This window comes from Rhizobium freirei PRF 81 (assembly GCF_000359745.1).
Classification (GTDB): Bacteria; Pseudomonadota; Alphaproteobacteria; order Rhizobiales; family Rhizobiaceae; genus Rhizobium; species Rhizobium freirei.
The window spans coordinates 484,454-502,240 of the sequence record NZ_AQHN01000084.1; the positions used below are offsets into that span (position 1 = coordinate 484,454).

Below are 17,787 nucleotides of genomic sequence, written 5' to 3' on the forward strand. Positions count from 1 at the left end.
ATATGAAGATGACACGCAGAACGCTGGGCGTATTGACGCTCGGCCTGATGGGAGCGGCGGCATTTGGTGCGCCATCCTTTGCCGCCGACATGCCAAAGCCGTTCGATAAGCCCGGCAATGTGAAGATTGCGCTCGTGCGATATCTCTCGACCGGCGATTTCTTCCAGTCCTATCTCGCCGGTGTCGAGGCGCAGTCCAAGGCGCTTGGCGTCCAGCTGCAGGTGTTCGACAGCCGCCAGGATGCAGCCGTGCAGGCCGACATGGTCGATCAGGCCATCGCGCTCGGCGTGCAGGGCATCATCATCCAGCATGGCCTGACGGAATCCATGAAGGATGCGGCCCAGCGCGCCATCGATGCCGGCATCAAGGTCGTCGCCTTCGACGTGAATGTCGAGAATGCCAAGATCCCGCAGATCGAACAGTCCGACCGCGACCTTGCTCGCCTCGCACTCGAGCAGGCTGTCAAGGACAATGGCCAAAGCTTTAAGGCGGGCTATGTCTACGTTGCCGGTATTGCGCCGCTCGACCGACGCGACGAGACCTGGAAGGAATTCAAGAAGAAATATGCTGGCATCAAGGAAGCCGCGCAGTTCGGCACGATGGACAACCCGATCGCCAACTCGGTCGCCAACCAGGCCCGTTCGGTGGTTTCGGCCAATCCCGACATTACCGTGATGTTTGCGCCGTATGACGAGTTTGCCAAGGGCGTGAAGATCGCCGTCGACGAAGCCGGGCTTTCCTCCAACGTGAAGATCTATTCGGCCGACATTTCGACCTCTGACATTGCAGCGATGCGCGAAAGCGGTTCCGCCTGGGCTGCGACGGCGGCAACCAATCCGGCCGTGGTCGGTCAGGTCTCCGTCCGTGCGCTTGCCATGCTGCTCGCCGGTCAGGATCCGGGCCATCAGGTCATCGTTCCGCCGACGCTGATCACCCAGAAGGCGCTGAACGAGCAGAATATCAAGAACATGGAAGAACTCGGCGTCAAGCTGCCGCAGTTTGCCCACGCGGACGTCGCCATGCCGGCGTGGATGCCGAAGGCCGCTGCCAAGTAAGCAAACTCTTTCTCACCAGCTGGCGGTGCTTCGGCACCGCTTTTTTTCTGTGTTTCACGGTTCACGTAGGTATACCGACAAAAAACGCGCCGGTTGGCACGATTTTTCTTTTGGATCTCACCTCAGCGAAGCGCAAGCTTGTCAGGCTCTGCTGCCCGAAAATGATCTTTCGCAATGGAGAATATTGACAATATTTGCTACGCTTCCCACAATAGCTGGGTAGCGAAAGGACAAGCGATGGCATCGGACAGTATCCACGTGAAGGTCAAAGGGCCTCTGCAGGACCACCTTCAGCAGCAGATCGGCGAGGATGGTCTCTATGAAAACGCGAGTGAGTACATTCGCGCGCTTATTCGCCGTGACCTCCAAACCAAGAACGAGGCCTGGGAAGCCCTGTGCAGAGAATTGTCGCCGGCATTGCGGGCGGACGACAGCGAATTTGTCGTGGTCTCGGTTGATGACGTCATCCGGCGGAACCAGAGCCGCTAAACATGCCGGCTTATCGTTTTTACCCGCGTGCGGATGCCGCACAGGACAAGATCTGGCGTGATACGGTCGAAAAGTGGGGCGAAGCGCAAGCCGTCACCTATATTCGAGGGCTCCATGCTCATTTACAGCTCCTGACGAAAGACCGGCATCTGTGGCGCAGGCTGCCGCAGAGACTGGCCGTTCCAGCCGACGTCAAGCGCGAGGCCTATTTTAGCCGGTACGAGCATCATTATGTTTTCTTCCGTATTCTGAATAACGGCGACCTTGGCGTCATGAGCATTCTGCACGAGCGCATGGACATGGCGGTGCGCCTTAAGGAGGATCTGGTAGCTTTGGAAGGCAAGAAACCGACCGATTAGTCGGTAACGAGGCTGGCGATGATCGCCAGCCCCTCTTAAACGGCATCAAATGCCGGGCGGCTTTTCGTTCGGAATGCGCCAAGGCGGGTATGATGGAGCGCTTTTGCGATTCAAAGAAAGGCAGAAGCGCTCAAGGTCTTTCAGTGTGGACATGTCGGCATCGCAAAACCGTCAGACACATTTATGCGACATGCGTTAGCGAAGGGCGGCGGCGATGTTGCCGCCGTCGACGGTGGTTACATCGGCCGTCGTTCTCTCCGCCAGAGCGTGGTGAACGAAGGCGCGCGCGACGTCTTCGGCCGTCACCTCGAGGCCAAGAAGGTTTCCGCCCATATATTCGGAGATGGACAAGCCGCGCGCGGCCGCGCGGTTGGCGATCATTTCGTCATTGAGCAGGCCCGATCGAATACGGTCGGCATTGACGGCATTGACCCGGATCCTGTCGGCGCCATGCTCCAGCGCATATTGGCGGGACAGGAAGAGGGTTGCTGCTTTCGGAAGTCCATAGGCGCCGAATTTGGCACCTGGATTGACCGCCTGCTTGGAGGCATTGAAGAGCAGAACGCCGCCGGTCCCCTGCGCCTTCATGATGCGCACGGCGTTTTGCGCCACGCTCTGGTGGGCGAAGAAATTCAGCTCGAAGCTTTTGCGCAGCAGCGCGTCGTCCATGGTCGCGATCGGGCTCTCCCAGGCGGCGCCCGCATTCGAGACGACAATGTCGACACCGCCGAAAGTGGCGACCGCTGCATCGAAGGCGGCGCGAACCGAGACCGGGTCCGTTATGTCGCACGCAACACCGATCGAATTATTGCCGGCTGATTTGGCGACCGCCTTTGCCTTCTCGCCATCGAGGTCGACCACGACGGCATGGGCGCCTTCGGCTGTAAATGCCTTGACGATGGCGGCGCCGATGGCACCCGCCCCGCCGGTCACCAGCACGACCTGACCGGTGAAGGGCTTGGGCTTGGCACCAGCGAGCTTTGCCTGTTCCAACGACCAATATTCGAGGTCGAACAGATCCGGCCGGCTGACCGGCTCGAACCGGCCGATCGATTCCGCGTCGCGGGCCGCCTCGATCCACATTTCTCCGACATCGACAGCGATCGTCGCATCCTTGTGGGTTCGGCCGTGACCATACATGCCGAGACCCGGCACCAGGGTCAGGCGCGGCATCGGATCGAGCATGACGCGCTTGACCTCGTCGCGGGCGTCGTTGCTGCGGAAATATTCGGTATAGTCGGCGGCAAAGGCGACGACGCGCTCGTCGATGATGCCACGATAGCCGGCGAGATTTTCCTTCGTCGGCGCCGGCAGCACCATCGGTCCGGTCTTGATGCGAATGGAAAGATCGGGTGTCGAGACGCCGCGTGCAGCCATGTCGGTAACTTCGGCGGCGTTGACGAAGTCGAGGATAGCCGGCGAGGTGCGGAACACGCTGACCATGCGGTCGAAACGACCTTCGCCCTTGTCGACGGCAACGGCACCGCGCAGCATCGCGGCAATATCGCCGGGGCTTGCGAGATCGGCGGGCAGGGCGGCCGGCGTGAACGGATGACGGCCATTCCGCTTCACATGGTCTTCCGCCAGCGTCACGTAATGGATCATCCGGCCGTAGGCTTCCTTCGCCGTCTCGCCGAAGGTGAATATGCCGTGCTTGTCGAGGATCAGGCCCTCGACCGTCGGATCCTGTTCGAAGACTTCCGCCGCCGCCTTGGCGAGCGCAAATCCGGGCATGATATAGGGTACGAAGCCCATCTTCGTGCCGAACAGCTCCGCGCACATTTCCCGGCTTTTCGCCTGGTCGGCGATGGCCAGAATGGCCGTCGAATGGGTGTGGTCGACGAACTTATGCGGAAGAAAGGCGTGCAGAAGCGCTTCCACGGAAGGGTTCGGTGCCATGGGATCGATGAGATTGGCGCGCAGCAATGTCACCATGTCCTCGTCCGACAGCTTTGCGAGCTTCCGGCTCTTCAGAAGCGGTCCGATCCGAACTGCGGGCAGGCCCGGCGGCTCGATGACGCCCATGTCCCAACCGCTGCCTTTGACGCAGAGGACGGCGTGGGTATCGCCGACGAGATCCGTCATCTCCGTCTTCACGGAGGTATTGCCGCCCCCATGCAGCACGAGCCGCGGTTCACCTCCCAAAAGCCGTGTCGTATAGGTGCGCAATGCAAGGTCGCGATTGACGCCCTTGGCCTGATAATCGGCCACGACTTTTTCCGCGACATCGTCGCGCCAGAGACTTTCCATTCTAGTTTACCTCCCGGTGAGACGGCCCTTTCCCGATCGGTGGGCCATGTGACAGGCTCAGGTCTTGCCTGAGCTGTTTCTGTCGAGCCCTTCTGTGTTCCAGCGATCGAGGATCCGCCGCGCCATCGAGGCTGTAACGACGAGGTGCGAGGCGAAGCCGCCTTTGAGCGCAGCGACCAGGGGTTCGAATTTGCTGTCTTCCTGCACCACGAGCATGCGCTTCTTGATCGCGCGGATGGAGCCGAGATCGGCAGACATGCAGCGGCGGTTATGGCCGCAGTCCATCCATTGGCCATCGCGGTCAATGAGCTGCCCGGCGATGACGCCCGCCGCACCGTTGCTGCCCATCGCGTGCATTTCTGCCGCTGAAAGCGCGCCGCATTTGACGAGGTGGCTATCCTCCTCGATGCCGCCCACCGAATAGAGCGCGAGCTGGCAGTCGGAAATGGTGGCAAGCTGCTCGCGAATGACGGGCTCGGAGCGCAGTTCTTCCGCAAGCCGTTCCGAGGAGAGAACAAGCGGCGCATAGAGATTGATGCCTTCGGCATTGAGCCGCCGGGCGATTTCCGTCGTGCATTGATCGGGGCGATAGGAATAGGGCGCGCCGAGATTGCCGCAGAGCTGGACCACCGTGACGCCGCGCAGATCGGCAAAGGGCATGACGTCGGCAATATGATAGACGGTGCGTCCCCAGGCGACGCCGATCCGGTCGCCCTTGTTGATGAGTTCGAGGAAGACGGAGGCCGCGACAACAGGCATTTCTGCCGCCGGATCCATGGCTTGCCGGTCTTCCGGCACGATCCAGACGGACGTCAGGCCCGTCGCGTCCTCCAGCTCCCGGGCAAGAACATCATCCGAGAAGAGTTCGTTAGAGGTGGTGATCGAGACGATCCCCATTTCGCGCGCGCGGCGCAGATACATGGCAATCGATGCGCGCGAGATCTCCAGGCGCTGAGCCACTTCATCCTGGCGCATGCCATGCGTGTAGTAGAGCCAGGCGGCCTTGTGAATTATCTGATCGTTGGAGCGGATCGGCATGCTGCTCTTTCAAAATGAATACCCTGACATAATTCATCATGGCTGACAAAAGTCAATGCAAAAGCAGGCGGAGCGAGTTGGAGGAATTAGAATAAGAATGGCGGCGCTTCGACCAAGGGCTTGTTGCCAGCGGCTATCGGTCGATACCTTGAGCCGGCAGGCGCTCAAGATGATCCTTGTAAAGCGTAAACAGGCCGGTTCGCGATGTCCAACCATATGCGCGTGGCGCGAAGAACCAGGTCCTCGCGCCACGCGGATCCTGCGCCTGTCTCAGTGAGCGCCCGCTCCGCCGCCGGGGGCGGGCTTGCGGGCAAAAAGGACGGCGACTGCCGCTGTGGCCAGCAGGATGCCGATCACGGCGAAGGTGTCGCTGAAGCCCATGATCAGTGCCTGCCGCCTGACGATGCTGCCGAGAGCGACCGTCGCTTTCTGCACGGCCAGGGCATGATCGGAGACCCCATGCGAGAGGAAGTAATTGGTCACCTGCGTCAGCCGCTCCCTTACCTCGTCGCGCGACAAGGTCACCGACTGGCCGATGATGTTGGAGTGGAACTGCTCGCGCTTGGTGAGCACCGTGCCGAGCGTCGCCGTTCCGACAGCACCTCCGAGGTTTCTGAGCATGTTGGTCAGGCCGGACGCCGCGGCGGCATCGGCCGCTGCGATGCCGGCGGTGGTAATTGCCGTGATCGGCGTGATGACCATGGCCTGGCCGACGGCGCGCACGATATTCGGGATCCAGAATTGGTCGCCGGCGGTATCGGCCGAAAGCGTGACGTTCATGAAGCAGCTTATCGCGAAGATGCCGATGCCAAGAAAGCCGATATAGCGGACGTCGAAGTGCTTCATCATCATCGGAACCAGCGGGATCAGGATGAGCTGCGGCAGGCCGGTCCAGGCGAGCACGTTGCCGATCTGCTCGGCGTTGTAGCGCTGCACCTGGCCGAGATATTGCGGCAGGATGTAGACCGAGCCGAAGAGAGCGAAGCCGACCAGCACATTGACGAGAACGCCGATGCCGAAATTGCGCTGTTTCAACAGCCGCAGTTTCACCAGAGGATTCTGGACCGTCAGCTCGATCCAGATGAAGGCTCCGAGCGAAACGACGGCGATGGCGCTGAGCTTCAGGATGAAGGGCGAGGAGAACCAGTCGTCCTTGTTGCCTTCCTCAAGCACGGTTTGCAGCGCCGAGAGCCCGATCGCCATTGTGACGATCCCCGCCCAATCGCCCTGCTTCAGAAGGCCGAGCTGCATCGGGGCCTTTTCGAGTGTAAGGGCAAGGGCGATCGCCATGACGGCGCTCGGCAGGGCATTGATGAAGAAGATCGTCTGCCAGCCATAATTCTCGGTCAGATAGCCGCCGATGGTGGGGCCGATCGCCGGGGCAACCGTGACCGAGAGAGCGAAGATGGCAAGCCCCGTCGGCTGCTGCGCCTTGGGCAGCTTGGTGAGGATCATGGTGAAGGCCATGGGGATGAGCACGCCGCCGGCGAAGCCTTGCAGCCCGCGCAGCACGATCATGGTGCCAAGATCATGGGCAAAGGCACAGGCGATCGAGAATAGCGGAAACAGGATCGAATTGACGAGAATATAGCGGCGAAACGAAAAGACGCTGCTGAAAAAGGCGGTCAGCGGAATGACGACGATCTCGCCGATCAGGTAGGAGGTCGATATCCAGGCGCCGTTGTCGACGCCCGTGCCGATGCCGCCTTCTATGTCGAGGAGAGAGGCGTTGGTGATCTGTATGTTGAGAATTGCCATAAAGGCGCCGATCATGCCGGCAAGCACGGCAATCCATTCTTTGGTGCTGGCCCTCGCACCCGGCTGCGGGACGGCGGCGGTTGTGATCGTTGACATGGTTTAATACTCCTCATCCCCAGCATTCACGCGCCGTGGCCTTGATCGGCCGTCTTGATGTCGATGCTCGGTTGCACCGACATGCCGGGGCGCAGGTCGCCGGATGTTGTGCTGTCGGCGTCAAGCACGATCTTCACCGGGATGCGCTGCACCACTTTCGTGAAATTGCCCGTGGCATTGTCCGGCGGCAGCAGCGCGAATTCCTGGCCGCTGGCGGGCGCCAGGCTGTCGACATGGCCGTGATAGGTGCGGCCGGGGAACATATCGACTTCGATGTCGACCGGCTGGCCGGCATGCACGTCGGTCAGCTGGGTCTCCTTGTAATTGGCAATGATGTAGGCGGCCGATGTCGGCACCACCGACATCAGCTGCGTGCCGGCCTGAACATATTGGCCGACGCGGAGCGAGCGATTGCCGACGACGCCGTCGAGCGGGGCGGTGATCGCCGTATAGGAGAGATTGAGCTCGGCTTGGCTCTGGACCGCCCGATCATGGGCAAGCGTTGCCTTGGCCTGAGCCAGCTGCGCTTTCAACAGATCGACCTGCTTGGTCGTTGCCGCAAGCGACGCAGTGTCGCGACTGATGGCGGCGCGGGTAGCGACGATCTGAGCGGCGGCCTGCTGTGCGGTCTGCACCGCAGCGTAACCATTCACTGAAAGGCTCGCATAGCGCTTGTCGTTCTGCTCGGCAAAGGTCTCGTTGGCCTTGTCGACGTCGATGGTCGCCTGGGCAGCCGATATCAGCGACTGCTGCATGTCGAGAGAGGCCTGCTTGGCCTCGACATCGGCAAGAGCCGCGGCAACATCGGCCTTGGCCTGATCGAGCGCCGTCTTGAAGTCGCGATCGTCAATGCGGGCAAGCACTTGTCCCGCCTTGACCGCCTGATTGTCGTCGACGAGGACATTGGTGACATAGCCCGAGATTTTCGGTGCAATAGCGCTGTTGTCGGCCTGCACATAAGCATCGTCGGTCGATATCTGGAACCGGCCGATCGTCCAGTAATTGTGCCCGTAATAGGCCGCGGCGGCGATGACAACGAGCGCCGTCGCGCCGAGCAGGAACGATTTTCCGCGCTTCGCCGCCGGCTTTTCCTCAGATACAATCCGTGCCAATTCCGCCGGCACGCCCGGCTTGCCGGCGTCCATCGACGGAGCCTCTGAGGCGGCTGCCTGCTTGCCGGCATTCAATACATGAACCTTGCTTTCCATTGCTGCTACTCCCGAAGGACCGGTTTCGACGGATGGATAGGCCGCCAAAATTCTCGGTTCGATATTTAGGAAACTTGCTGTTTTCCAAAATATGCGCTATAAAATGGAAGTCAACGGGAATTTGGAAAATTATCATGATCGAAATTCAATTAATCGAGAAGCGGTCGAGGGGTCGCCCCCAGATCCGTTGCGACGACGATACGAAAAGCCTGATCATAGAGGCAGCGGACACCCAGTTTCGGGAAAACGGCTATGCCGCCGCAAGCATCAACGCGATCGCACAAACGGCAGGGGTCTCGACGAAGACGCTCTACAGGCTGTTCCCGGCCAAGGCGGATTTGCTGTCCAGCATCATTTCCGATCGCATCAATCGGTTCTTCCTGGCGCTTGACCAGTCGACGCTCGCAACGATGGATGTGCGGCAGGGGCTGGAGCGGTTGCTGACGGCCTACGGCATGTTGACGATGTCGGATGATACGGTCGACATGATGCGCCTCATTATCGCGGAATCCGACCGCTTTCCCGAAATCGCAAAGAGCTTCTACGAGACCGCCATCGTCGGTTCAAATGCGGTGATGGAGAAATGGCTGACAACGCAGGTCGAACGAGGGCTGATCAAGCTCGAGGATCCGCACATGGCCTCCGGCATGCTGCGCGGAATGATGATCATGGAACCGCAGCGCGCCGCGATCCTGCGTCAACAGAAGACGCCCGGTATCGACGACATTGCCCAGCGCGCCCGGATATGCGCCGACATCTTCCTGAAGGGATGCCAAGTTTGACCGGTGGCATGTCGATTGATCTCGAAGAGCTGGGGCGCTGTTGCCACGTTGTGAGCGAATGAAAGAGTGAGGAGTGCAGCTGCGCCTCAGTCGTCTTGCGGCGCAGTTCTTGGGCACAAAGCCCGAAAGATCCCCATATTGGTCGGATAGCCGGACGCGGAGGAACCATCAGCGGCCTCATTCGTCTGCAGATCCACCAGCCGATATTTGGCCGTGCTGCCGGCCGCAGGATTGCGGCCCTGGAATTGATGCCGGTCGCCAGCGAAATCCGTAAAAACTCCGGTTTTGCAATTGGCCTGGATGAGGTCGTTCAACGGCGTCGCCAGTTCCTGTTTGATACAATCCGGCGTGATTTTTTGGACATACTCTCGGCAGAAGGCGACTGCGTTTTCCCGTGTGTGCTTGGTCCGGATTTCCGCATGCGACGTATCGAGGCCCGACATGCTGACGATCGTCACCTCCATCCCGGCGCGAGAGCCGTAATAGATGGTGCCGGATGCAAACGCCGTCGTGCAACTCGTAGTCATTGCGAAAAATGCAAGAAATAGAATTTTCATCGTCGCCCCCGCTTTGTGCGTGAGTAAACAGGCAAAGCATGGAAAAGTCGAGCAGACGGTCATCTCGGACTTTTAGGGGAGGCAGAACTGAAGCAGGTAGCCCGCTCGTTCGGTTCCGTCATGTTGCGTCGAGATAGGGCTTCAAAGGCATGTCGTCATGCCGCGGCACCGTCTGCCGTTCGATCATATGATGGATGATTGGCGGCTGGTCGCCGCGGTGCAGCGCGTCGAGGTGCTCTGAGACCTCGACGTCGGCGTGCGTTTGGCGCTGGCTGTGGCGGACATAGTCGATCCAGGTCGGCAGATGATAGCTCTCAGTCCAGGTATTCGGCTTTTCCAGATCGCGCAGCAGCGACCATTGCTTTGCGCCGTCCCGGATCCTCATCCTGCGGCGCTGCGCCATGACGGCCAGGAATTCCGGCACGTCTTCCTGATCGATGCTGTAATCCACCATGACCAGGATCGGGCCACTTCGAGAGCGCAGGTCGAGCTGCAGCTGCGGCTCGCTGAACGTATTCGTCGGATCGAGATTGAGGGATTCGAAATCCGGTTGCCGCAACAGAAGACCGAGCAGGCCGCCCATCGCGAGCGTGACGCTCGCGATAAGGAGGGCGCCGGTGACGCCATGGCTGTCGGCCAATTCACCCCAGAGCCAGCTTCCGGCCGCCATGCCGCCGAAGGTGGCGGTCTGGTAGAGCGACAAGGCCCTGCCAACGACCCAACGCGGCGTGGAAAGCTGAACCGTGACGTTGAACAGCGAGAAGGCCTGTACCCATGCCACGCCTGCAGGCATCAGCAGTAGACAGCTCAGCCACACCTGATTGCTCAGCGCCAGGAGGAAGCTGCTGAGAGCGAGCGTAAAGAATGCGCCGCGGATCACCCATTCGTTGCTCAGGAGATCGCGAATGCGGCCGATCAGGAGCGCACCGCAGATCGCGCCGAAGCCGAAGAAGCCGAGCATGATGCCGTAGGTGATTGCCGTGCCGTGCACATGGTCGCGCGCGACGAGGGGCAAAAGCGCCAGAATGACGATCGCCGTGAGCCCGAAGGCGAAGCCGCGGCACATCACCTTGAGCAGGTTCGGCGACATCAGGACGTAGCGGAATCCGGCCGACATGGCACTGCCGAAGGGCTCGCGCGGCAGCATGTTGCGGGCAGGGGCCTTCTTCCAGCGCCACAGGGCGAAAATCAGGGCGATATAACAGAAGACATTGAAGAGAAACGCAAAGGCGGCACCGGCGGCGGCGACGATGACGCCGCCGATCGCCGGCCCGATGCTGCGCATCAGATTGTAGCTCATGCTGTTGAGTGCGACGGCGCCTGGCAAATGGTCGCGCGGCACGACATCGCCCATCGAGGCCTGCCATGACGGGTTGTGCAGGGCGCCGCCGCAGCCGATCAGGAAGGTGAGGCTCAACAGCAGCCAGGGCGTCAAGGCGTTGCCGTAGGACAGCACCGCCAGCGTCGCGGATACGCACAGCATCAGCATCTGCGCGATTAGCATGATTTGTCTTCGATCGTAGTTATCGGCAAGCGCGCCGGCTGCGAGCGAGAAGATCATGACAGGCAAGGTGGTGGAGGATTGAACCAGCGCCACCATGCCGTGGGATGTGGCAAGGCTGGTCATGAGCCAGGCAGCACCGACGCCTTCGACCAATCCGCCGAGATTTGAGATGAGCGTTGCCGACCAGAGCGAGCGGAATGTCTTGGACTGAAACGCGACGAGCGGAGAGGTTCTTTTGGGCATGTCGGCTTTTCTTCGCAGGATTATCTTGCTCGACGGGCGCAGCAAACTCGCTCGAAGCGCACGCACGGTCGAGTCGATTTTAAGCCTATAGTGATTTGCTAATTTCTGAAACGATTTTGGAATAATATTCTCGGCAATGACGTCGAAATCGTCCGCTCCATCCCGAAACCATCGTTCGGGATGGTCTTGTCATCAACGACTGTTTCCGAGCTAGTGCACGAGCGGCCGACACATCTGGAAAGCAGCTGGGTTCATGGCCGCAATTGCCGGGACGCATTGCCTACCGCCAATGATCCTGCCCGCGGATAGCGGGCCTGGAAAACCCCTCGGAGCGTGCCTGCGGCAGTTCGTCAGCCGTTCAAAAGAATCGCGCGGAAGTCGTTGACGTTGGTGCCGGTCGGACCGCTCACGAAGAGGTCGTCGAGAGCGGCGAAGGCTGACCAGCTGTCGTTGCGGCCAAGGAATTCGGCAGCATCCTTATTCTGATCGGCAAGGCGTGAAACGGTGGTGCCGTCGGCAAAGGCGCCGGCATTGTCTTCCGAACCGTCGATACCGTCCGTGTCGGCGGCGAGCGCGGCAATGCCTTTTTGGCCGGAAATAGCGCAGGCGAAGGAAAGCAGGAACTCGCTGTTGCGGCCGCCTTTGCCTTTGCCCTTGATGGTCACGGTCGTCTCGCCGCCGGAGAGCACGACGATCGGGCTTTGAGACGATAGGCCTCGCCGAGCGATTTCGGACGTAATCGCAGCATGCTGCCGGCCGACCTCCGACGCTTCGCCTTCGATGGCATCGGACAAGACGATCGCTTCGACGCCCGCCTTGCGTGCAACACTGGCCGCAGCCTCCAGTGCCATAGCGGCCGAGGCGACAAGCCTGACGTCATTGCCAGCAAAGCGCGGATCCGATGGCCGCGGCGGCTCGTCCTTACCGTCCTTCAGATGGCGCAGGACGGCTTCCGGCAGCTCAAGGTGATAGCGGGTTATAATTTCAAGCGCATCTACGCGCCTGGCGGCGTCGGCAATCGTTGGGCCGGAGGCGACGAGGGCAGGGTTGTCACCCGGAATATCCGAAACGACGAGTGAGACGACGCGGGCCGGATAGGCAAGGGCGGCCAGCCGGCCCCCCTTGATACGCGAGACCTGCTTGCGCACGGCATTCATCGCGCTGATCGGCGCACCGGAGGCAAGCAGCGCCCGGTTGACGGCGATCTCGTCGGCAAGCGTGAGATCGCCGGCGGGGGCCGGCAGCAATGCCGAGCCACCGCCGCAGACAAGGGCGACGACGAGATCGTCTTCGGTGAGACCGCTCACCGCCGCCATCAGGCGCTCCGCAGCGAGCAGGCCGCTTTCATCCGGAACGGGATGCGCGGCTTCAAGAACCTCTATACGCTCGCAGGGCACGGCATAGCCGTAACGCGTGACGACGATGCCGGAGAGCGGCTCATCCCACAGGCGCTCAAAGGCGCGCGCCATCTGCGCCACCCCCTTGCCGGCGCCGACCACCACCGTGCGGCCTTTCGGCTTTTCCGGCAGATGGGCGGCGAGCGCCTTGTCTGGATCTGCAGCGGCGACCGCTGCATAGAACAGCGTTTCCAGAAAGGCGCGGGGATCGGCAATGCTCGGCATCGGGTTTCTCACATGTTAGAGCGTTTTCGCCTTTCCTGCGAAGTGTGAAAACGCTCTACTTTCTGTTTCTGCACGCATTCCGGGCGGAAAACCGCTACGCACTTTTCCTGGGAATGCTCTAGGCGACAGGATGGTTCGCCATACGCTCCAGCGCCTTGACGAGACCGGAGTGGTCGAGCCCGCTATCGCCATTGGCGGCGCATTGGTTGAAGAGCTCCTGCGTCGAGGCGGTGTTGGGCAGCGAGACGCCAAGTGCCTTGGCCCCCTGCAGCGCAAGGTTCAAATCCTTCTGATGCAGCGATATGCGGAAACCGGGCTCAAAGGTGCGCTTGATCATGCGTTCGCCATGCACTTCGAGGATGCGCGAGGAGGCAAAGCCGCCCATCAGCGCCGCGCGCACGCGTGCGGGATCGGCTCCGGCCTTGGACGCGAAGACGAGGGCCTCGGATACCGCCTCGATCGTCAGCGCGACGATGATCTGGTTGGCTACTTTGGTGACCTGGCCGTCGCCGCAATCGCCGACGAGCGTGATGTTCTTTCCCATCAGCTGAAGGAGCGGCAGCGCCAGTTCGAAGCTGGCCTCCGAGCCGCCGGCCATGATCGAGAGCGAGGCGTTCCTGGCGCCGACCTCGCCACCGGAAACGGGCGCGTCGATATATTCGGCACCGGTTTCGCGTACTCTCTTTGCGAATTCCTTGGTTTCGATCGGCGAGATCGAGCTCATGTCGATGACGAGCTTGCCTTTCGAAAGGCCGCAAGCAACGCCATTTTCGCCGAAGAGAACATCCTTGACCTCGGGCGTATCCGGCAGCATCAGGATGATCGTGTCGACGGTTTCGGCAAGCGCCTTCGGCGTCTCGACGATCTTCAGGCCGTGGTCGAGCAACTCCTGACGCGGCGCAATGGCAAACTTGGACGTGACGACGGTGTGGCCGGCATCCTGCAGGTGGCGTGCCATGGGGGTGCCCATGATGCCGAGGCCGATGAATCCGATTTGTGCCATGGTTTTTAACTCCTGATATTGAGAATGGCGGCGCTTTCAGCCTGGCGGCCGGCGGTCGCAAACCAGCCGAGCCCTGCTTCGGTGGTGGTGCGCGGCTTGTATTCACAGCCGATCCAGCCGTCGTAGCCGAGCGCATCAAGCGCGTTGAAAACGAAGGGATAGGCGATTTCGCCGGTGCCCGGTTCGTTGCGGCCGGGATTGTCGGCAAGCTGCACATGGGCGATCTTCGCCTGATGCTTCTTGAAGGTGCCGATCAGTTCGCCCTCGGTGCGCTGCTGATGGTAGAGATCATACTGAATGAACAGGTTGTCGCTACCGACTTCGGCGATGATCGAGGCCGCCTGGTCGGGCGTGTTGAGGTGAAAGCCCGGAATGTCGAAGCGATTGATCGGCTCGATCAACAGGCGGATGCCGTGCTTGCCCAGTTCGGCTGCGGCGTATCCGAGATTGGCGACGAAGGTCGTCCGCAGCACCTCATCCGACATGCCGGCCGGCGCGATGCCGGCAAGGCAGTTGATCTGGCTGCAGCCGAGTGCCGTTGCATAATCGATCGCAGAAGCGACACCGCGGCGGAACTCGTCGATACGATCGGGAAAGATCGCGATCCCACGCTCGCCGCCCGCCCAGTCGCCGGCAGGCAGATTGTGCAGCACCTGCGTGAGACCATGGCGATCGAGCTCGGCGCGAAGTGCCTCCTTCTCGAAGTCATAGGGGAAGAGATACTCGACGCCTTCGAAACCGGCCTTGGCGGCGAGCGCGAAGCGCTCGAGGAAGGGCGCCTCGTTGAAAAGCATGGTCAGATTGGCCGCAAACTTCGGCATGTGATCTCTCCTTCAGTCCAGCAGTGCAAGGGTCGCGGTCGGGGCATCCTCGCCGCGTTCGGCAAGTTCCTCGAACTCGACGACAGCATTGATGTCGGCGCCCATGGCGATGTTGGTGACGCGCTCCAGAATGAACTCGATGACAACAGGAACCTGATGCTCTGCCATCAGCTTCTTTGCGGTGGTGAACGCTTCCTGGAACTCGTTCGGACTGCGCACGCGGATGGCCTTGCAGCCAAGCCCCTCGGCGACAGCCACATGATCGACGCCGTAACCTGGCTCCGCGTCGCCTGACGCGTTGATATTGTCGAAGGCGAGGCTGACCTCGAAATCCATGTTGAAGCCGCGCTGGGCCTGGCGGATGAGGCCGAGATAGGAATTGTTCACGACCACGTGCAGGTATGGCAGCTTATGCTGGGCACCAACGGCCAATTCCTCGATGAGGAACTGGAAGTCGTAATCGCCGGACAGAGCGACGATCGGACGGTCCGGATCTGCAGCACGCACGCCGAGCGCTGCCGGCAGCGTCCAGCCGAGCGGGCCGGCCTGGCCGCAATTGATCCAGTTGCGCGGCTTGTAGACATGCAGGAACTGCGCGCCGGCGATCTGGCTAAGCCCGATGGTTGAGACATAGCAGGTGTCGCGATCAAACGCCTTGTTCATCTCCTCGTAGACGCGCTGGGGCTTCAGCGGCGTCTGGTCGAAATGCGTCTTGCGCAGCATGGTGCGCTTGCGGTTGCGGCATTCCTCTGCCCAGCCCGACCAGTCGCGCAGCTTGCCGGCCGTTTTCCATTCGGTTGCAACGTCAAGGAATAGTTTCAATGCAGCGCCGGCATCCGAGACGATGCCGAAATCGGGCGCAAAGACACGACCGATCTGGGTCGGTTCGATATCGACATGCACGAACGTCCGGCCCTCGGTATAGGTCGAGACGTTGCCGGTGTGACGGTTTGCCCAGCGATTGCCGATACCGAAGACGAAGTCGGAGGCGAGCAGCGTCGCATTGCCGTAGCGCTGCGAGGTCTGCAACCCGCACATGCCGGCCATCAGCGGATGGTCGTCCGGGATCGTGCCCCAGCCCATCAGCGTCGGGATGACCGGAACGCCGGTGATCTCGGCGAGTTCGACGAGCAGGTCCGAAGCGTCGGCGTTGATGATACCGCCACCTGCGACGATCAGCGGCCGCTCGGCTGCGTTCAGCATGCCAACCGCTTTTTCGGCCTGGGCGCGTGTCGCCGACGGCTTATAGGGGGCGAGGGGCGCATAGGTGTCGATGTCGAATTCGATTTCGGCGAGCTGGACGTCAACGGGCAGATCGATCAGGACCGGGCCAGGACGGCCGGAGCGCATCGTATGGAATGCCTTCTGGAAGACGAAGGGAACGAGCGCTGGCTCCATGACGGTAACAGCCCACTTGGTGACGGGTGCTGCGATCTTGGCGATATCAACGGCCTGGAAGTCCTCCTTGTCAAGACGGGCGCGCGGCGCCTGGCCGGTAATGCAAAGGATCGGGATCGAATCGGCAGAGGCCGAATAAAGGCCGGTGATCATGTCCGTGCCGGCTGGTCCAGACGTTCCGATGCAGACGCCAATATTGCCGGCGCGCGCGCGGGTATAGCCCTCGGCCATGTGACTCGCGCCTTCGACGTGACGGGCAAGCACATGGCGGATCGAACCGCGCATCTTCATTGCCGAATACAAGGGGTTGATCGCAGCGCCGGGAACGCCGAAGGCGCAGTTGACGCCCTCCTTCTCCAGAACCAGCACTGCGGCATCGACTGCACGCATCTTTGCCATGGGAATTCCTCCGTTTCTGTATCGAAGGTACCGCATGGTTGTTGGAATGCAATCAAATAATGGAAATCGATCTCATCATATGGAAATAAACATTTTCAACAAATCTGGAACAATCGATGGGAAGCGGATATGTCATGAAGCCATGCATGCCGCGCCGAAGTTTCGAGCGGTCTTGCGATAGGCGACATGCAAAAGAAGAGAAACCAAAGCGTGGGACGCGACGCCAGGAGATCGCGGCATACTTTGGGTAAGAAGCGAGCGTCATGGCGGAAAATCGGGAAAAGACAAGGGGCAGGCCGGGCCGGAAACCGGCCGAGAATGCGGCGGCTTCCTCCGTCCAGGTGCTTGATCGCAGCTTGAAACTTCTGGGATTGGTGGCCGAAGCCGACGGTGCGGTGCTGACCGATCTTGCCGATCGGTCAGGCATGGCGCCTTCCACCGTGCACAGGCTGCTGACATCTCTCGCCCAGCATGGCATGGTCACTCATGACGGCGAGACCGGCGCCTGGACGATCGGCGTGAAGGCCTTCGAGATCGGAACGGCCTATTTGCGCTTCCGCAAGCTCGGCAGCATCAGCAGGCCCTTCCTGAAGCAATTGATGGAAGAATCCGGTGAGACCGCCAATATCGCCATCGAAGAGGATGGTGACGTCGTTTTCATCTCCCAGGCGGAAAGCCATGCACCGATGCGCGCCTTTTTCAGGCCCGGTCGGCGCGGCCCGATCCATGCTTCCGGCATCGGCAAGGCGATTATCTCGACCTGGCCGGATAGCCGGATCGAAGCCGTGCTCGGCAGTCGTCCGCTCCAGCATTTCACCGATAAAACCCGCGATACGCTGCCCAAGCTGCTGACGGATGTAGCCGAGATCCGGTCGCGCGGCTGGTCGATCGACGATGAGGAGCACACGCTCGGTATGCGCTGCGTGGCGGCACCGATCTTCGATGAGTATGGAGACGCCATTGCCGGCATTTCCGTCTCGGGACCGGCCGTGCGGCTACCGGACCAGAAGGTCGACGCGCTTGGTCCGCTCGTGCGGGCAGCCGCCGAGGAACTGACGAAGGCAATGGGCGGGAGGCTGAGGTGCGTTTGAATTGGCGCCGGGAATGGCCGGTGCCGACGAGGCAGAACAGCACGAGACATCATTGAAAATCAGCCGGCAGCGCCAAACGCCGCCGTCTCCTATTCGATGACGACGGCGTCGGCG

15 protein-coding genes are annotated in these 17,787 nt (G+C 60.9%); 5 read left to right on the plus strand and 10 right to left on the minus strand.

Annotated elements, in window-relative coordinates:
- The first annotated feature begins 2 nt into the window (after window positions 1-2).
- The 3 genes from RHSP_RS25620 to RHSP_RS25630 all read left to right on the plus strand — a co-directional run bounded on the left by RHSP_RS25620 (window position 3) and on the right by RHSP_RS25630 (window position 1,903).
- Entirely contained in the window at window positions 3-1,055 is a 1,053-nt protein-coding gene (locus RHSP_RS25620) for a substrate-binding domain-containing protein (RefSeq protein WP_037154433.1), read from the plus strand.
- A 237-nt stretch (window positions 1,056-1,292) separates the two neighbouring features.
- Window positions 1,293-1,544: a ribbon-helix-helix domain-containing protein gene (locus RHSP_RS25625; protein WP_037154618.1), complete on the plus strand. Its 252-nt coding sequence runs from the start codon at window positions 1,293-1,295 to the stop codon at window positions 1,542-1,544.
- Between the two features lie 2 nt (window positions 1,545-1,546).
- Complete coding sequence (locus RHSP_RS25630) at window positions 1,547-1,903, plus strand: type II toxin-antitoxin system RelE/ParE family toxin (RefSeq protein WP_004125354.1); 357 nt, start codon at window positions 1,547-1,549, stop codon at window positions 1,901-1,903.
- Between the two features lie 195 nt (window positions 1,904-2,098).
- Here RHSP_RS25630 and RHSP_RS25635 read toward each other — a convergent pair whose 3' ends face one another.
- From RHSP_RS25635 to RHSP_RS25650, 4 genes are all read right to left on the minus strand, one after another.
- On the minus strand, window positions 2,099-4,153 hold the full coding sequence (locus tag RHSP_RS25635) for a bifunctional aldolase/short-chain dehydrogenase (protein WP_004125355.1): 2,055 nt from the start codon (window positions 4,151-4,153) through the stop codon (window positions 2,099-2,101).
- A gap of 57 nt (window positions 4,154-4,210) precedes the next feature.
- Complete coding sequence (locus tag RHSP_RS25640) at window positions 4,211-5,191, minus strand: sugar-binding transcriptional regulator (protein WP_004125357.1); 981 nt, start codon at window positions 5,189-5,191, stop codon at window positions 4,211-4,213.
- Window positions 5,192-5,461: 270 nt separating this feature from the next.
- The gene (locus RHSP_RS25645; RefSeq protein ID WP_004125359.1) at window positions 5,462-7,045 is read right to left on the minus strand and encodes a DHA2 family efflux MFS transporter permease subunit; all 1,584 of its coding nucleotides are present in this window, start codon (window positions 7,043-7,045) and stop codon (window positions 5,462-5,464) included.
- 26 nt (window positions 7,046-7,071) lie between these two features.
- Window positions 7,072-8,253, minus strand: coding sequence for an HlyD family secretion protein (locus tag RHSP_RS25650; protein ID WP_004125361.1), 1,182 nt, complete (start codon window positions 8,251-8,253; stop codon window positions 7,072-7,074).
- Between the two features lie 134 nt (window positions 8,254-8,387).
- On the opposite strand from RHSP_RS25650, the gene RHSP_RS25655 reads away from it, so the two are divergent.
- Window positions 8,388-9,035 (plus strand): TetR/AcrR family transcriptional regulator, encoded by a 648-nt coding sequence (locus tag RHSP_RS25655; RefSeq protein ID WP_004125363.1) that lies wholly within the window; start codon window positions 8,388-8,390, stop codon window positions 9,033-9,035.
- A gap of 86 nt (window positions 9,036-9,121) precedes the next feature.
- Here RHSP_RS25655 and RHSP_RS25660 read toward each other — a convergent pair whose 3' ends face one another.
- The 6 genes from RHSP_RS25660 to gcl form a co-directional block, all read right to left on the minus strand.
- Window positions 9,122-9,655, minus strand: a complete 534-nt coding sequence (locus RHSP_RS25660; protein WP_240535506.1) for a hypothetical protein — start codon at window positions 9,653-9,655, stop codon at window positions 9,122-9,124.
- Window positions 9,656-9,710: 55 nt separating this feature from the next.
- The gene (locus tag RHSP_RS25665; protein ID WP_037154437.1) at window positions 9,711-11,339 is read right to left on the minus strand and encodes an MFS transporter; all 1,629 of its coding nucleotides are present in this window, start codon (window positions 11,337-11,339) and stop codon (window positions 9,711-9,713) included.
- Between the two features lie 350 nt (window positions 11,340-11,689).
- Window positions 11,690-12,961: a glycerate kinase type-2 family protein gene (locus RHSP_RS25670; RefSeq protein ID WP_004125375.1), complete on the minus strand. Its 1,272-nt coding sequence runs from the start codon at window positions 12,959-12,961 to the stop codon at window positions 11,690-11,692.
- A gap of 118 nt (window positions 12,962-13,079) precedes the next feature.
- On the minus strand, window positions 13,080-13,964 hold the full coding sequence (locus RHSP_RS25675; protein WP_004125378.1) for a 2-hydroxy-3-oxopropionate reductase: 885 nt from the start codon (window positions 13,962-13,964) through the stop codon (window positions 13,080-13,082).
- A 5-nt stretch (window positions 13,965-13,969) separates the two neighbouring features.
- Window positions 13,970-14,785, minus strand: a complete 816-nt coding sequence (gene hyi / locus RHSP_RS25680) for a hydroxypyruvate isomerase (protein ID WP_004125381.1) — start codon at window positions 14,783-14,785, stop codon at window positions 13,970-13,972.
- Between the two features lie 12 nt (window positions 14,786-14,797).
- Window positions 14,798-16,582, minus strand: coding sequence for a glyoxylate carboligase (gcl, locus tag RHSP_RS25685; protein WP_037154440.1), 1,785 nt, complete (start codon window positions 16,580-16,582; stop codon window positions 14,798-14,800).
- A 263-nt stretch (window positions 16,583-16,845) separates the two neighbouring features.
- On the opposite strand from gcl, the gene bhcR reads away from it, so the two are divergent.
- A complete protein-coding gene (gene bhcR, locus RHSP_RS25690) occupies window positions 16,846-17,673 on the plus strand; it encodes an HTH-type transcriptional regulator BhcR (RefSeq protein WP_004125387.1) in 828 nt (275 codons plus the stop codon).
- Window positions 17,674-17,787: the final 114 nt, after the last annotated feature.

Excerpts from the sequence above, each read along its gene's own strand:
- RHSP_RS25670 (WP_004125375.1), bottom strand. The coding sequence starts at position 12,961 with ATGCCGAGCATTGCCGATCCCCGCGCCTTTCTGGAAACGCTGTTCTAT.
- gcl (WP_037154440.1), bottom strand. The coding sequence starts at position 16,582 with ATGGCAAAGATGCGTGCAGTCGATGCCGCAGTGCTGGTTCTGGAGAAG.
- RHSP_RS25665 (WP_037154437.1), bottom strand. The coding sequence starts at position 11,339 with ATGCCCAAAAGAACCTCTCCGCTCGTCGCGTTTCAGTCCAAGACATTC.
- RHSP_RS25655 (WP_004125363.1), top strand. The coding sequence starts at position 8,388 with ATGATCGAAATTCAATTAATCGAGAAGCGGTCGAGGGGTCGCCCCCAG.
- RHSP_RS25675 (WP_004125378.1), bottom strand. The coding sequence starts at position 13,964 with ATGGCACAAATCGGATTCATCGGCCTCGGCATCATGGGCACCCCCATG.
- RHSP_RS25645 (WP_004125359.1), bottom strand. The coding sequence starts at position 7,045 with ATGTCAACGATCACAACCGCCGCCGTCCCGCAGCCGGGTGCGAGGGCC.
- RHSP_RS25640 (WP_004125357.1), bottom strand. The coding sequence starts at position 5,191 with ATGCCGATCCGCTCCAACGATCAGATAATTCACAAGGCCGCCTGGCTC.
- hyi (WP_004125381.1), bottom strand. The coding sequence starts at position 14,785 with ATGCCGAAGTTTGCGGCCAATCTGACCATGCTTTTCAACGAGGCGCCC.
- RHSP_RS25625 (WP_037154618.1), top strand. The coding sequence starts at position 1,293 with ATGGCATCGGACAGTATCCACGTGAAGGTCAAAGGGCCTCTGCAGGAC.
- RHSP_RS25650 (WP_004125361.1), bottom strand. The coding sequence starts at position 8,253 with ATGGAAAGCAAGGTTCATGTATTGAATGCCGGCAAGCAGGCAGCCGCC.
- RHSP_RS25630 (WP_004125354.1), top strand. The coding sequence starts at position 1,547 with ATGCCGGCTTATCGTTTTTACCCGCGTGCGGATGCCGCACAGGACAAG.
- bhcR (WP_004125387.1), top strand. The coding sequence starts at position 16,846 with ATGGCGGAAAATCGGGAAAAGACAAGGGGCAGGCCGGGCCGGAAACCG.
- RHSP_RS25635 (WP_004125355.1), bottom strand. The coding sequence starts at position 4,153 with ATGGAAAGTCTCTGGCGCGACGATGTCGCGGAAAAAGTCGTGGCCGAT.
- RHSP_RS25660 (WP_240535506.1), bottom strand. The coding sequence starts at position 9,655 with ATGACCGTCTGCTCGACTTTTCCATGCTTTGCCTGTTTACTCACGCAC.
- RHSP_RS25620 (WP_037154433.1), top strand. The coding sequence starts at position 3 with ATGAAGATGACACGCAGAACGCTGGGCGTATTGACGCTCGGCCTGATG.